Here is a 13,857-nt window from a genome sequence, read left to right as displayed (position 1 = left end):
GATCAAAGATGACCATCCTCCGGCATTACTCGACATCCGAGGCGTGACGAAGTCGTTCGCCGGCGTGCCGGCCCTGCGGGGCGTGGATCTCGACATCCTCCCCGGGGAGGTGCACTGCATCCTGGGGCAGAACGGCGCGGGCAAGTCGACGCTGATCAAGACGCTGGCCGGCGTGCACCGACCCGACGAAGGCGTCATCTCGTGGCGCGGCGAACCGGTCGAGATCGCGACTCCGGAGGCCGCCATCGACCTCGGCATCGCGACCATGTACCAGGAGCTCGACGTCGTCGACGGGCTCACGATCGCCGAGAACATCTTCCTCGGGCACGAACTGTCACGCGGTGGCTTCACGAAGCGCTCCGAGGCGGCCCGCCGCACGAAGGAGCTCTTGAGGCGCCTCGGTCACGCCGGGATGTCGCCCCATACCGAGGTGGGTCAGCTGAGCGCGGCGGGAAAGCAGATCGTGAGCATGGCGCGAGCCCTGTCGCACGACATCAAGCTCATCATCATGGACGAGCCGTCGGCGGTGCTCGACGGCGAAGAGGTCAAGAACCTGTTCCACGTGGTCCGCGAGCTCACCGCCGAAGGGATCGCCGTCGTCTACATCACCCACCGGCTCGAAGAGATCCGCCAGATCGGCGACCGGATCACGGTGCTGAAGGACGGCAGGTCGATGGCCAGCGGGCTGCCGGTCGCCGACACCCCGACACCCGAGCTCATCCGCCTCATGACCGGCCGGTCGGTCGAGAACGTGTTCCCGCCCGCCGTGCCGATCCCCGCCGACGCGCCGGTTGTGCTGGAGGTGGAGGGCCTCGCCGCGGCCGAGGCGTTCCGGGACGTCTCGTTCTCGGTGCGCGCCGGCGAGGTGGTCGGCCTGGCCGGTCTCGTCGGATCGGGGCGCTCCGAGATCCTCGAGACGGTGTACGGCGCGCGTCGCGCCACCGCCGGCACGGTCCGCGTCGGCGGCACGCGGCTCCCCCGCGGTTCGGTCGTCGCGGCCGTGCGCGCCGGCGTCGGGCTGTCTCCGGAGGAGCGCAAGAGCCAGGGGCTGGTGCTCGACGAGCCCATCTTCGTGAACGTCACCCTGCCGTCCATGTCGCGGTTCGCCAAGGCCGGCTTCCTGGACGAGCGCGCGGAGCGCAAGGCCACGGCGGAGCAGATCGATGCGCTGGAGCTGCGCCCGGCAGACCCGGATCGCGAGACGATCACGCTGTCGGGAGGCAACCAGCAGAAGATCCTGCTGGCACGCTGGCTCGTCCACGGCACACGGGTGCTCCTGCTGGACGAGCCCACACGAGGTGTCGACGTCGGTGCGCGGGCCGAGATCTACGCACTGATCCGGCGCCTCGCCGCCGCGGGGAACGCCATCGTCATCGTGTCGAGCGAGATCGAAGAGGTCCTCGGCCTCGCCGACACCGTCCTCGTCATCGCCGACGGACGCCTGCTCGACACCCGACCCGCCTCCCAGATCGACGAGCACGGAGTGCTCGACCTCGTCATGAAAGGAACCGCCGCGTGAGCGAGCAGCAGACTCCCGGGGCCGACGTCGTCCCCACGGCCTCCGACGCGCCTCCGCCCGCAGGAGCGCCCCGGACCGACCAGAAGACCGGCATGCAGCGGGTCCTCTCGGGCTCGGTCGGGCGCAATCTGGGCCTGGTGGTCGCGCTGATCGTGCTGGTGATCGTCGGGGCGGTGACGGCCCCCGACACCTTCCTGAGCATCAGCAACACCCTGACCATCCTGCGTCAGGCATCGATCCTCGGCGTCGTGGCTGTCGGCATGACCCTCATCATCACCGCCGGCGGCATCGACCTGTCCGTCGGCTCGGTGCTGGGGCTGGCGTCCGTCGTCGCGACGCTCGCCGCCGTCCAGGACCTCGCCGATCAGCTCCACTGGTCCCTCATGATCCTGATCGCACTGCTCGTCGGCGTCGCCGCCGGGCTCATCAACGGCGTCGTCATCGCGTACGGCAAGGTCGTCGCCTTCATGGCGACGCTCGCCATGCTGATCGCGGCCCGCGGCCTCGCCGAGGTGCTGGCCGAACGGCGCACGCTGCAGGTGAAGGACCGCGACTTCATCGAGTTCATGAACCTCGACTTCATCGGGGTCGACATCCTCATCTGGATCTTCGCGATCGTCGCCGTGCTCGGCTGGGTCGTCCTCAACCGCACGACCTTCGGACGCCGTACCGTCGCCATCGGCGGCAACCGCGAAGCGGCGCGTCTGGCGGGCATCAACGTCAAGCGGCACACGATGTGGCTGTACGCGATCTCGGGTCTGTGCGCCGGCATCGCCGCCGTGATGTTCCTGGGGCGCACCACCGCCGGCACGTCGACACACGGAACCCTCCTCGAGCTCGATGCCATCGCCGCCGTCGTCGTGGGCGGCACCCTGCTCGCCGGCGGGCGCGGAACGATCGTCGGCACCGTATTCGGCGTGCTGATCTTCACGACGCTCACGAATGTGTTCGTGCAGAACAACCTCAACTCGTCGATCCAGGCCGTGGTCAAGGGCGTCATCATCGTGGTGGCCGTGCTCCTGCAGCAGCGCTTCGCGAGGCCGACCGGTCGCGGCGCATGACGCTCCCCCGCTCCCGCGCCGGCCGGCGCGGGAGATCGACGGGCCGCAGCTAGTCTGAGGGGTTAACATGAGCGGCGATACGACGACCCCCTCGACCGGCGTGAACGAGCTGTTCCAGCTGCTGCGGGACGGTGTGCCCCGCACGCGGGCAGAACTGGCGAAGTCCACCGGACTGGCGCGGTCCACGGTGGCCGCACGTGTCGACCAGCTGATGCGCATGGGGCTCATCACGCCGGTCGCCGAGGCGGCATCGACCGGTGGGCGCCCGCCGTCTCAGTTCGCGCTGAACCCTGCGGCGAAGGTCGTCATCGCGGCGGACGTCGGCGCTTCGCACGCGACCGTCGCCGTGACCGACCTCAGCGGCAGCATCCTGGCCGAGCGCTCCGAGCCCCTCGACATCGCGCTCGGTCCGGTCCCCGTCCTCACGTGGCTGGTCGAGGGCGCGACGATGCTGCTCGAGCGCGTCGGGCGTGACCGCTCGCACGTGGCCGCCATCGGCATCGGCGTTCCCGGTCCTGTCGAGCACTCGACCGGACAGCCGGTCAATCCGCCGATCATGCCCGGATGGAACCGGTTCGACATCCCCGGCTGGCTCAATCAGCACCTCGAAGTGCCGGTGCTCGTCGACAACGACGTGAACATCATGGCGCTCGGCGAGCGGTCTGTGGCATGGCCCGGCGTCGAGCATCTGATGTTCGTCAAGGTCGCCACCGGCATCGGCGCGGGGCTCATCTCGGGCGGAGCACTGCAGCGCGGTGCGCAGGGCGTGGCCGGCGACATCGGCCACGTGCAGGTCGCCCGGGCCGCCGACGTCGCGTGCCGCTGCGGCAACCGCGGGTGCCTCGAGGCGATCGCCTCGGGGCCGGCGATCGCCCGCACGCTGCGGGAGTCCGGCATCGAGGCCCACACCGGCTCCGACGTCGTCGACCTCGTCGAGCGCGGCAACATCGAGGCGGTGCAGGCCGTGCGCCAGGCCGGCCGCGACATCGGCGAGGTCCTCACCACGTGCGTGAGCCTCGTGAACCCCTCGGTCATCGCCATCGGCGGATCGATGGCCCGTGTCGGCGAGCATCTCATCGCCGGCGTGCGCGAGGTCGTCTACTCGCGGTCGATCCCGCTGGCCACCGAGCATCTGTCGATCGTGCAGTCCGCGACGGCCGACCGCGCGGCCGTCATCGGGGCGAGCATGCTGGCGGTCGAGCATGTGCTCTCGCCGGAGGCTCTCGCCGGCGGCTTCCGCTGACCGACGCCGGCGCGCGCTGCGGCCGGCGTTCGCGCAGAGGTAGCGCCCGCGTAACACGGGCGAGACGAACGCACGGTTGACTGGGGTCACCGGGTTACGTCCCGTGCCGACGTCGGCACGCCCGCGAAGGGAGTCCGCGATGAGGATCAGGTCGCTGCGATCGGCGTCGGCGCCGCCGCTGGAGCCCGTCGCCACTCCGCCGGCTGAGATGCGGGCGATGGTGGTGCGGGCACCGGGCGGACCGGACGCGCTGCGCGCGGCATCCCTTCCCGTGCCCTCGCCGGTGCTCAGCGAGCTGCTCGTGCGCGTCGTCGCGGCGGGCATCAACCCGATCGACGCGAAGACGCGCGCGGGCGCCGGACTCTCGGGGGCGATCGGCGCGTACCCCGCGACGCTCGGGTTCGACTTCAGCGGCGTCGTGGTGAAGAGCCCGTACGAGGCGCATCCGCTCCCGCCGGGCACGCCGGTGTTCGGCATGGCGTCGTTCCCGCGCAACGGCGGCACGTACGCCGAGTACGTCGTCGTGCCGACGCTGTCGGTCGCCCGCAAGCCCACGGCGCTGTCGCATGTCGAGGCGGCCGGCGTGCCGCTGGCCGCCCTGACCGCCTGGGGTCTCGTGGTCGAGACCGCCCATGCGCACGAGGGCCAGCGCATCCTGATCCATGCCGGCAGCGGCGGGGTCGGCCACTTCGCGGTGCAGTTCGCGGCGTACTTCGGCGCGCACGTGACCGCGACCGCCTCCGGCCGCAACGCCTCGTGGGTGCGCGAGCTCGGCGCGGCTGTCGTGATCGACCACACCACGACGCGGTTCGAAGAGGTCGTGGCCGACGTCGACGTGGTCATCGACCTCGTCGGAAACGTGCACGGAGACACCGGCACCCGCTCGCTCGAGGTGCTGCGCCCGGGCGGGCTGTACGTCGTGGTGCCGACAGGGTCCTGGCCCGGGTACGCCCACGCGGCCGCCGAGGCCGGCGTGCGCGCCACGTCGTACAAGGTCGTGCCCGACGGCGGGGCGCTGGCGACGATCGCCCGACTGCTGGACTCCGGCGCCGTGCAGGTCTACATCGACCGGGTGTTCGACCTCGCCGACGCGGCATCCGCGCACCGCGAGCTCGAGCTCGGACACACGCGCGGCAAGATCGTGCTGCAGGTCGCCGCCGGCTGACGCGCTTCGCCCGGACCAGCCGCACCTGCAGGACCCGGTTCACTTGCGCTGAATGTACGCGCCGTCGGCGTGTCGCCGTACGTTCAGCGCAAGTGAACCGATTCAGCGACGGGCGCCAGCACGCGGCGTCCCTCGGCCACGATCTCGTCGGCGATCGCGTCGAGCAGCGGCGAGCGCAGGTTCCACTGCTGCCAGTGCAGCACCACGTCCGACGGCGGACCGCCGAGCAGCACGAGCTCGCCGCTCTCGAGCGCGTCGTGCGACTGGAAGCGGGGAAGCATCGCCCAGCCGAGTCCGAGCCGCACAGCCGAGGCGAAGTCGCTCGACGCCGGCACGTAGTGCCGTGGCGGCAGGGCGGGATCGACGCCCTGGCTGGTGAGCCACTCGTTCTGCAGGTCGTCGCGCCGGTCGAAGTCCACGAGCGGCGCCTGCCCGAGGGCCGCACGGCGGTCGCCGTCCAGCCAACGCTCGACGTAGCTGGGAGTCGCGACCGCCTCGTAGCGCATCGCCCCGAGCACCGACGAGCGGCAGCCCGCCACGGGTGCCGCCCGCGATGTGACGGCGCCCATCACGGTGCCCGATTCCAGCAGGCCCGCCGTGAAGTCCTGGTCGTCGCGGTGGAGGTCGAAGACGACGGGATGCCGCACCGCGAGCCGGGCGAGCGGTTCGAGGAACCAGGTTGCCAGTGAGTCGGCGTTCACGGCCAGCGGCACGCTCGTGAGCACCGTCTCGTCGGCGTCGGCGCCGAGCTCTGCGAGGGCGTCGTGCTCGAGCAGCGCCAGCTGCCGCGCGAGCCGGATCACCGCCGTGCCGGCCTCCGTGGCCCTCACCGGCTTCGACCGCACCAGCAGCAGACGCCCGAGCTGCTCTTCGAGCGACTTGATGCGCTGGCTGACCGCGGACGGCGTGACATGCAGCCGCCGGGCGGCGGCGTCGAGCGTGCCCTCGTCGACGGCGACGGCCAGTGTCTCTGCCAGCTCGAACGGGATGCGCATCATAAGCGGTGCTAATGCTACTGAAGAATCATGAGCTGGACGATGGATGCCGCGGCTCGTAGCGTCGAGGAGTGCTCACGCCTCTCGCCGCCGGCCTCGGCCTCGGCTTCTCGCTCATCATCGCCATCGGCGCGCAGAACCTGTTCGTGCTGCGGCAGGGGCTGCGACGTGAGCACGTGCTGGCGGTCGCGGCGGTCTGCGCCGCCTCGGACGCGGTGCTCATCGCCCTCGGGGTGTCGGGCATCGGGCTCGTGCTGCAGGCGGTGCCGTGGCTCGTGGGGGTCGTGCGCTGGGCCGGCGCCCTGTTCCTCGTCGGCTACGGCCTGCTGGCCGCCCGCCGCGCGTGGCGGCCGTCGGGCGCTGCACTGGGCGGCGAGCAACCGGCGGAGGCGGCATCCGCAACCCGTCCCTCCGGCGTCGCGACGCGGACCCGCCTCGCGCCCGTGCTGCTCACGTGCCTGGCGCTGACGTGGCTGAACCCGCACGTCTACCTCGACACCGTCTTCCTGCTCGGCACGGTCGCGAACACGCACGGCGCCGACCGCTGGGTCTTCGCCCTCGGGGCCATGACGGCGAGCGTGGTCTGGTTCTTCGGCCTCGCGTTCGGCGCACGGCTGCTCGGCCGGTGGCTGTCGACGCCGCGCGCCTGGCGGATCCTCGACGCGGTGATCGCGGCCGTCATGATCGCGCTGGGCGTCTCGCTGGTGCTGCCGACCGCCGGCTGAGCCGTCAGGCCTTGCGCAGCGAAGGATCCTCGATCTCGGCGACCCGCGCGGCCACGATGGCGCGGATGGTGTCGTCGGGCAGCGGTGCGTCGGGCTGGAACCGGATCGTTCCCTTCTCGAATTCCACACCGTCGTGCTCGAACGCCGCGCGCTCACCCTCGGGCAGTCCCGCCGCGACGGCGTCCGGCACGCGCCCGCTGAAGGGGTACACGCCGATGTGCTTCTTCGTGCGCATCACCGAGATCAGCGCCTTGCCGCGGTAGAGCAGCGCCGGCATGCCGTAGCTCTTGCCCTGCTCGACATCGGGCACGGCGCCGCGCACGACGTCGAACACGTGCGAGACGACCGCGCGATCGGCGGGGTCGAGGCTCTCGAGGTACTCGTCGACGGTTCCCATACCGGCATCCTGGTCTGCGGGCACGTGGCGCGGCAAGATGGCCGCATGAGACGCGTGCACGTCATCGTCGGCGGCGAGGTGCAGGGTGTCGGCTACCGGTACACGATGCGCATGGTCGCGCGCGACGCCGGTGTCGCCGGCTGGGTGCGCAATCGCCGTGACGGCTCCGTGGAGGCCGAGATCGAAGGAACGCCCGGCCAGGTCGACGAGGTGCTCGCGTGGATGGCCGACGGGCCGCCGGGCGCCGTGGTCTCGTCGTCCCGCGTGACGGAGGCCTCGCCGACGGGAGCGCGCGGCTTCGAGGTGCTGCCGACGGCGTGAGGCGTCAGGCCGGCAGCCCCGCCGCGAGCTCCGCGAATACCTCGACGGCGTCGTCGCTCGGCGCGAGTCCGGCCGCCTGTCCCGCCCACAGCGACACCAGTTCGCCGTCGCCGCGGCGCGTGGCCTCGGCCCGGAACTGCCCGGTGAGCCAGTTCTGCGCCGGGAACGGCGCGATCACGCCCGACGTCTCGATCGTGCGCATGGCGCGATTCGGGATGCCGCGCGCCAGGCGCCCGCTCATCGCCCGCGTCAGCACCGTGCCGGTGTCGGCCGACGCGGCGATGGCCTGCCGGTGCGCCTCCGTCGCCGCCGACTGGCGCGTGCGGAGGAAGGCCGTGCCCACCTGCACGCCCGAGGCGCCCAGCGCGAAGGCCGCCGCGACGCCGCGGCGATCGGCGATGCCGCCGGCTGCGATCACAGGCACGCGCACGGCGTCCACCACCTGGGGCACGAGCGCGAACGTGCCGACGAGCGACGACTCCGCGGGCTGCAGGAACGACACGCGGTGACCGGCGGCCTCCGCGCCCGTCGCGACGACGGCATCCACTCCCGCGGCATCCAGCTCGACCGCCTCGGCCACCGTGGTGGCGGTTCCGATGATGCGGATGCCGCGGCTGTGGGCCGCGTCGACCAGCCGGTGGTCGGGAACACCGTAGACGAGGCTGAGCGCGGCGGGTGCGGCATCCATCACCGCCGTCAGCTGCGACGCGATGTCGGGGAGGAACTCCAGCGGCGGCTGCGGCGGCTCGAGCCCGAGCGCCTCGTACAGCGGCGCGACCGCCTGCCGCGCCGGTGCCAGGTCGACGTCGCCGGGTGCCACCTCGTCGCCCGTGGGCAGCCACAGGTTCACCGCGAACGGCCTGCCGGTGGCCGAGCGCAGTGCCGCGATCGTGTCGCTGATGCGGTCGGCGTCGTAGCCGTAGAGACCGTACGAGCCGAGTCCGCCCTGCTCGCTCACGGTCGCGGTGAGCTCGATCGACGACAAGCCGCCGAAGGGCCCGAGCACGATCGGCGCCTCGATTCCGAACAGTTCCTGCAACGCCCCTGCCATGCCTCGACGCTACTCCCGCGACTCGTGCCGTGCGGCCGTGTGACGCGCGCGGGGCAGGCCGGGGACGACGAAGGCCCCCGCCGGCGAACCGGCGGGGGCCTTCGTGCAGCGTGTGCTGCGAACTCAGACGAGCGCGTTGACGTCCAGCGGGATGCCGGGGCCGAACGTGGTCGACACGGCGCCCTTCTGGATGTAACGGCCCTTCGAGCTCGACGGCTTCAGACGCACGATCTCTTCGAGCGCGGCCTTGAGGTTCTCGTCGAGCTGGTCGGCCGAGAACGAGGCCTTGCCGACGACGAAGTGCACGTTGGCGTGCTTGTCGACGCGGAACTCGATCTTGCCGCCCTTGATCTCTTCCACGGCCTTGGCCGGGTTGGGTGTCACGGTGCCGGTCTTGGGGTTGGGCATGAGGCCGCGGGGGCCGAGCACCTTACCCAGACGACCGACCTGGCCCATGAGCTCGGGCGTCGAGACGGCCGCGTCGAACGCGGTCCAGCCGCCGGCGACCTTCTCGATGAGCTCGGCGCCGCCGACCTCGTCCGCGCCCGCGGCGATCGCGGCCTCAGCGGCCGGACCCGTCGCGAACACGATGACGCGGGCGGTCTTGCCCGTGCCGTGCGGGAGGATGACGGTGCCGCGCACCATCTGGTCCGCCTTGCGGGGGTCGACCGAGAGCTTGAGCGCGACCTCGACGGTCGAGTCGAACTTCGCCGAACCGGTCTCCTTCGCGAGGGCGACAGCCTCGGTCGGGGTGTAGAACTTGTCCGCCTCGATCTTGGCGGCAGCAGCCTGGAAGGCCTTGGACTTGGTAGCCATCGTCGTTATTCCCCTCAGTCCTCGACCGTGATGCCCATGGAACGGGCGGTGCCGGCGATGATCAGCGAGGCGGCCTCGATGTCGTTCGCGTTCAGGTCGGGCATCTTCGTCTCGGCGATCTGGCGCACCTGCTCCTTGGTGAGCTTGGCGACCTTGACCGTGTGAGGCGTCTTCGAGCCCTTCTGGACGCCCGCGGCCTTCTTGATGAGCTCAGCGGCCGGCGGGGTCTTCAGGATGAACGTGAAGCTGCGGTCCTCGTAGACGGTGATCTCCACGGGGATGACGTTGCCGCGCTGCGACTCGGTCGCGGCGTTGTACGCCTTGCAGAACTCCATGATGTTGACGCCATGCTGACCGAGCGCGGGGCCGATCGGCGGCGCCGGGTTGGCTGCACCGGCGTTGATCTGAAGCTTGATCAGGCCGGTCACCTTCTTCTTCGGTGCCATTCTTGTTTCCTTTCATCGAGTGGATGCTGGCGCATCCGCTCTCCCGCACGTCCGGCATCTCCGGACAGCGGTTCCCCCGGGACGATACCCGGGAAGTCTGTGTCAGAGCTTGGTGACCTGGTCGAACGACAGCTCGACCGGGGTCTCGCGCTCGAAGAGCGAGACGAGGACCGTGAGCTTGCCGCTCTCGGGCTTGATCTCGCTGATCGTGCCGGGCAGGCCGGCGAACGACCCTTCCTTGATCGTGATGGTCTCGCCGACCTCGAAGTCGACCTCGGCGATGACGCGCGCGGCCGCAGGCTGGCCCTTCTTGGCGGCGCCGCCCTTCGCGGAGGCGACCTCCTTGACCTCGACGAGGCTCTTCAGCATGTTGAAGGCCTCTTCGAAGCGCAGCGGGGTCGGGTTGTGCGCGTTGCCGACGAAGCCGGTGACGCCGGGCGTGTGACGCACGACGGACCACGTGTCCTCGTTGAGCTCCATGCGCACGAGCACGTAGCCGGGGATCCGGACGCGCGTGACCATCTTGCGCTGACCGTTCTTGATCTCGACGACGTCCTCCATCGGGACCTCGATCTGGTAGATGTCCTCCTCGACCTCGAGCGTCGACTTGCGCTGCTCGATGTTGGCCTTCACCTTGCGCTCGAAACCCGCGTAGGAGTGGATGACGTACCACTTGCCCGGGAGGCTGCGCAGCTCGGCGCGGAACGCCTCGTACGGGTCCTCGTCCTCGTCGGTCTCGTCGAGGTCCGTCTCGTCGAGGCCGGTCTCGCCGGCCTCTTCGTCGGCCTCGACCTCGTCGACGACCGCGGCAGCGGCGTCCACCTCGGCCACGAAGTCCTCGTCGAGGACCGGCTCGTCCTCGTCGCCGTTCACGTCGGGACCGTCGTAGGGGGCGACCTCCGAGGCCTCTTCGGCCTCGCGCTCGGCGACCTCTTCGGCGATGGAGTCGTTGATCACTTCGGCGGCGGCCTCGGTCTCTGCCGCCTCGTCCAGGTTCAGTGCGTCGTTCACGATCGCGTCAGCCTCCGGGTCGTCGATGTCGATGTCGTCCAGGTCGGAGCTGTCGTCGTCCTCGTCGTCCACCACGTGGATCGCGAGATGCTCGGCCGCCTCGACCGAGCGCTCCTCAGCGGCGAGGACGTTGCCCTCCTGAGCCTCGTCGTCCTCGGACGACTGCTCGGCAGCCGTCGCCCAATCCGCGTCGTCCGAATATCTTTCCGTCACGTGAGTTCTCTTCCGTTCCGTCCGCTGCCGGACCTGCGGTCCGCCCGTGTCATGCCCCTGGCTCGCGCCGGGGCGCTCGGGATCAGGCGCCGGGCACTCCGAAGACGTTCGACGTGATCCACACGAACAGCACGTCGAGGCCGTAGACGAGGGCCATCATCACGACGACGAAGCCGAGCACCACCGCCGTGTACTTCAGCAGCTCCTGGCGCGTCGGCGTGACGACCTTGCGGAGCTCGGCGAAGACCTGACGGATGAACAGGGCGATGCGAGCGAAGACGTTGGGCTTCTTCTCGCGAGGCGCGGTCGTTCCCTCAGCGGGGACGACTTCGCCCTTCGGCTCGTCCTGAACCATCGATGCCACCTGATTACCTTCCGTGAGCCGACACGGATCGGCACACTGTGTTTGTCAACCACCGGCCGGCCGGTGTTGCGCTGAGCGCAGGGCGGACAGGAATCGAACCTGCAACCTGCGGTTTTGGAGACCGCTGCTCTGCCAATTGAGCTACCGCCCTAGAGACCCGGGGGTCTCGCCGAACCCGCACTCCTCCCCCGTCGTCCGACCGGGGAGCGCTGTTCCTGACCGGCAGGCACAGCGAAAGAATGCAGACTTCAACTGCATGATCCAGTGTACGGCATGCCCGAGGGCCCCGCGAACCGGGCCACCCCTCAGACGCGTCGGATCGCCCGAGCGACGAGGTTGCGGATGCCGAGCCCCACGGCTCCGGCCGGCACCAGGAAAGCCGCACCCAGCGCCGCTCCGCTCTGCGCCCGCTCGACGACGGGCCGGTGGCGCGCCTCGTACGCGGCCAGCGCAGCCGGAGCGTCTGGCGCGTCGCGCAGCGACTGATCGAGCTGCCGCGCGCCGAGGAGCGCCATGCTCGACCCCTCGCCCAGGATCGTCAGACTCGACGCCGCATCGCCGAGAAGTCCCACCCGCCCGCGGGCCCACGAGCGCGCGGCCACGCGGCGCACGCGGTCGAAGTAGAGGTCGGGCACGTCGTCGAGCGCGGCGAGGAACTCTGCTGCGCGCCATCCCATGGACGCGTACAGGTCACGCAGCAGCGCGACCTGCGCCCCGCGATCGGCCGGTGACGCGTCGGTACGGAAGATGAAGGCGGCGCCGGGCCGACCGCCGGCGGGATGCACCGTGAGCGAGAGGCCGGGCTCGTTGTACATCTCGACGATGCGGGGGTCGTCGATCGACAGCGGCAATGGCGCCGTAGCGATCGCCAGTCCCGGCGCGCGCCGGTCGGCGGCATCCGCTCCCCAGAGCCTCCGGCGGGTCGCCGAGTTCTGGCCGTCGGCCCCGATCACGAGGTCGTACCGCACCTGCGCGCCCGAGACGAAGCGGACGTCGACGCCGCCGGCGTCCTGGTTCAGCGCTTCGAACGTGTCATCGAACCGCAGATCGGCGACCTCCCGCGCCGCGCCGGCGAGGATGGCGGCGAGGTCGACGCGGGCGATCTCGATGTCGGCAGGACCGGCCCGCATCCCGATCGTGGTGAACGCCCGGCCGTCGCGCTTCAGGAGCGCGAGCGCGTGCGCTCCGGTGTCGCGCTCGCGTGCGGCGGCCTCCAGACCCAGGGCCCGCACGACGCCGAGCGCGCCGCCGCGGATGTCGACTGGGCTGCCGCTCGAGCGGACGCCGGCGCTCCGCTCGACGAGCGTCACGTCGTGCCCGCTCCGCCCGAGCAGGGCACCCGCCGCCCCACCCGCGATGCCGGCTCCGACGATGAGGATCCGATATTTCTGCATGGACTGCAGATTAGCAGTGGCTGCAGTTCTGCACTATCTGCAGATTTGCGCTACCCTGCCGTGCATGACCGGACTTCGCGAACAGAAGCGCGAGCGCACGCGCCGAGTGCTCGTCGAGGCCGCCGATCGCCTGTTCCAGGAGCGCGGATACGCCGAGACCACTGTCGCCGACATCGCGGCCGAGGCGGGTGTGTCGACGCGCACCGCCTTCACGTACTTCCCCACCAAGGACGACCTGCTCTTCCCCGACGCCGACGAGCGCGTCCGTGCTGCCGTCGAGGCGCTCGAGCGGCGCACCGACGAGGACCCGATCACGGCGCTTCTGCGCGCGCTGCGCGGCGCCGAGATCGCGGCCACCGACCTGCTCGGCGACCGCGCGGCGCTGCGCACGGCGCTCATCGAGAGCGAGCCGTCGGTTCGCGGCCACGCGCTGCGCCGCCTCGCCGACGCGCAGGCGTCCATCGGTGCCGCCCTGCACCGCGCCTACCCCGAGCAGTACACCGCCGTTCAGGCAGCCGCCCTGGTCGGTGCGTTCGTAGGCGCGGCGTCGGCGGCCGCCGGGGTCGTCTCGCGGGAGCTGGCCGACGCTGCGGAGGACGAACGCCGGCGCGCGCTCGCCGACGCGGTCAGCGACGCCCTGGCGCCCTGGACCGCCCCGCGCGGCTGACGCGCCCGGGCCGCAGGCCTCAGTACTGTTGGGCGCCGTAGCGGTCAGGCTCCGGGGTGCGTTCGAACGCCCGGCCCGAGACGGCGGTGGGCTCGACCCGCACATATGTGTACTTGAGCGTAGGGATCCACGGCCGCAGTCCCAGCCCGTCGGCCCGCTCGACGTCCGCCGAGCGGTCGAGCGGGTGCGCGCGGCCACGCAGGATCACGCTCCACGCGTCGGTGTCGGTGTGGTCGTCGACCTCGAACAGCACCTCGTCGTTCACGGTCAGCTCGAAGAGCTTGCTGCCCTGCGCGGTGCGGAACAGCACGCTCTCGCCGTCGACGACGTAGTTCACGGGAAAGATGTCGAGCACGTCGCCCACGCGGGTCACGAGGCGCCCGAGCTCCTGCCGGCGCAGGCGCTCCCAGCACTGCTCGTCCGAGAGCGCGACGACGGGGTCCTGTGTGTCTGTCATGCCCCCATCCTC

16 protein-coding genes and 1 tRNA gene are annotated in these 13,857 nt (G+C 70.9%); 7 read left to right on the top strand and 10 right to left on the bottom strand.

The genetic code is table 11. The features are described from left to right. The first annotated feature begins 43 nt into the window (after positions 1–43). From JNB62_RS01715 to JNB62_RS01700, 4 genes are all read left to right on the top strand, one after another. Positions 44–1,519 (top strand): sugar ABC transporter ATP-binding protein, encoded by a 1,476-nt coding sequence (locus tag JNB62_RS01715; protein ID WP_220299206.1) that lies wholly within the window; start codon positions 44–46, stop codon positions 1,517–1,519. Next, positions 1,516–2,580, top strand: coding sequence for an ABC transporter permease (locus JNB62_RS01710; RefSeq protein ID WP_220299132.1), 1,065 nt, complete (start codon positions 1,516–1,518; stop codon positions 2,578–2,580). Before JNB62_RS01715 ends, JNB62_RS01710 begins: the two co-directional genes overlap by 4 nt. Before the next feature lie 67 nt (positions 2,581–2,647). After that, a complete protein-coding gene (locus JNB62_RS01705) occupies positions 2,648–3,823 on the top strand; it encodes an ROK family transcriptional regulator (RefSeq protein ID WP_220299131.1) in 1,176 nt (391 codons plus the stop codon). 139 nt (positions 3,824–3,962) lie between these two features. After that, positions 3,963–4,988 carry an NADP-dependent oxidoreductase gene (locus JNB62_RS01700; protein WP_220299130.1) on the top strand — a complete coding sequence of 342 codons (1,026 nt, stop codon included), beginning with the start codon at positions 3,963–3,965 and terminating at the stop codon, positions 4,986–4,988. A gap of 83 nt (positions 4,989–5,071) precedes the next feature. Here JNB62_RS01700 and JNB62_RS01695 read toward each other — a convergent pair whose 3' ends face one another. Beyond that, positions 5,072–5,986, bottom strand: a complete 915-nt coding sequence (locus tag JNB62_RS01695; RefSeq protein ID WP_374449942.1) for a LysR family transcriptional regulator ArgP — start codon at positions 5,984–5,986, stop codon at positions 5,072–5,074. A 68-nt stretch (positions 5,987–6,054) separates the two neighbouring features. Between JNB62_RS01695 and JNB62_RS01690 the strand changes: the two genes are divergently transcribed. Beyond that, positions 6,055–6,708, top strand: a complete 654-nt coding sequence (locus tag JNB62_RS01690) for a LysE/ArgO family amino acid transporter (RefSeq protein WP_220299129.1) — start codon at positions 6,055–6,057, stop codon at positions 6,706–6,708. Between the two features lie 4 nt (positions 6,709–6,712). On the opposite strand, the gene JNB62_RS01685 is transcribed toward JNB62_RS01690, so the two are convergent. Further along, positions 6,713–7,105 carry an iron chaperone gene (locus JNB62_RS01685; protein WP_220299128.1) on the bottom strand — a complete coding sequence of 131 codons (393 nt, stop codon included), beginning with the start codon at positions 7,103–7,105 and terminating at the stop codon, positions 6,713–6,715. A gap of 45 nt (positions 7,106–7,150) precedes the next feature. Between JNB62_RS01685 and JNB62_RS01680 the strand changes: the two genes are divergently transcribed. After that, positions 7,151–7,426: an acylphosphatase gene (locus JNB62_RS01680; RefSeq protein WP_220299127.1), complete on the top strand. Its 276-nt coding sequence runs from the start codon at positions 7,151–7,153 to the stop codon at positions 7,424–7,426. A 4-nt stretch (positions 7,427–7,430) separates the two neighbouring features. Here JNB62_RS01680 and JNB62_RS01675 read toward each other — a convergent pair whose 3' ends face one another. From JNB62_RS01675 to JNB62_RS01645, 7 genes are all read right to left on the bottom strand, one after another. Continuing rightward, positions 7,431–8,477: an NAD(P)H-dependent flavin oxidoreductase gene (locus tag JNB62_RS01675; protein WP_220299126.1), complete on the bottom strand. Its 1,047-nt coding sequence runs from the start codon at positions 8,475–8,477 to the stop codon at positions 7,431–7,433. 123 nt (positions 8,478–8,600) lie between these two features. Further along, the gene (rplA, locus tag JNB62_RS01670; RefSeq protein WP_018172799.1) at positions 8,601–9,293 is read right to left on the bottom strand and encodes a 50S ribosomal protein L1; all 693 of its coding nucleotides are present in this window, start codon (positions 9,291–9,293) and stop codon (positions 8,601–8,603) included. A gap of 14 nt (positions 9,294–9,307) precedes the next feature. Beyond that, complete coding sequence (rplK, locus tag JNB62_RS01665; RefSeq protein WP_018172800.1) at positions 9,308–9,739, bottom strand: 50S ribosomal protein L11; 432 nt, start codon at positions 9,737–9,739, stop codon at positions 9,308–9,310. Positions 9,740–9,841: 102 nt separating this feature from the next. After that, positions 9,842–10,963 (bottom strand): transcription termination/antitermination protein NusG, encoded by a 1,122-nt coding sequence (gene nusG, locus JNB62_RS01660; protein WP_220299125.1) that lies wholly within the window; start codon positions 10,961–10,963, stop codon positions 9,842–9,844. Positions 10,964–11,045: 82 nt separating this feature from the next. Then, a complete protein-coding gene (gene secE, locus JNB62_RS01655; protein WP_141896567.1) occupies positions 11,046–11,318 on the bottom strand; it encodes a preprotein translocase subunit SecE in 273 nt (90 codons plus the stop codon). A gap of 87 nt (positions 11,319–11,405) precedes the next feature. Continuing rightward, positions 11,406–11,478: transfer RNA gene (locus JNB62_RS01650), tRNA-Trp, on the bottom strand. 154 nt (positions 11,479–11,632) lie between these two features. Continuing rightward, positions 11,633–12,721: an FAD-dependent monooxygenase gene (locus JNB62_RS01645; protein WP_220299124.1), complete on the bottom strand. Its 1,089-nt coding sequence runs from the start codon at positions 12,719–12,721 to the stop codon at positions 11,633–11,635. 64 nt (positions 12,722–12,785) lie between these two features. Between JNB62_RS01645 and JNB62_RS01640 the strand changes: the two genes are divergently transcribed. Next, positions 12,786–13,388 (top strand): TetR/AcrR family transcriptional regulator, encoded by a 603-nt coding sequence (locus JNB62_RS01640; RefSeq protein ID WP_220299123.1) that lies wholly within the window; start codon positions 12,786–12,788, stop codon positions 13,386–13,388. A 19-nt stretch (positions 13,389–13,407) separates the two neighbouring features. On the opposite strand, the gene JNB62_RS01635 is transcribed toward JNB62_RS01640, so the two are convergent. Next, positions 13,408–13,845 (bottom strand): pyridoxamine 5'-phosphate oxidase family protein, encoded by a 438-nt coding sequence (locus JNB62_RS01635; RefSeq protein WP_220299122.1) that lies wholly within the window; start codon positions 13,843–13,845, stop codon positions 13,408–13,410. Between the last annotated feature and the right edge of the window lie 12 nt (positions 13,846–13,857).

Source organism: Microbacterium jejuense, assembly GCF_019511665.1.
Classification (GTDB): domain Bacteria; phylum Actinomycetota; class Actinomycetes; order Actinomycetales; family Microbacteriaceae; genus Microbacterium; species Microbacterium jejuense_A.
This window is presented reverse-complemented; position numbering and strand designations above follow the sequence as displayed.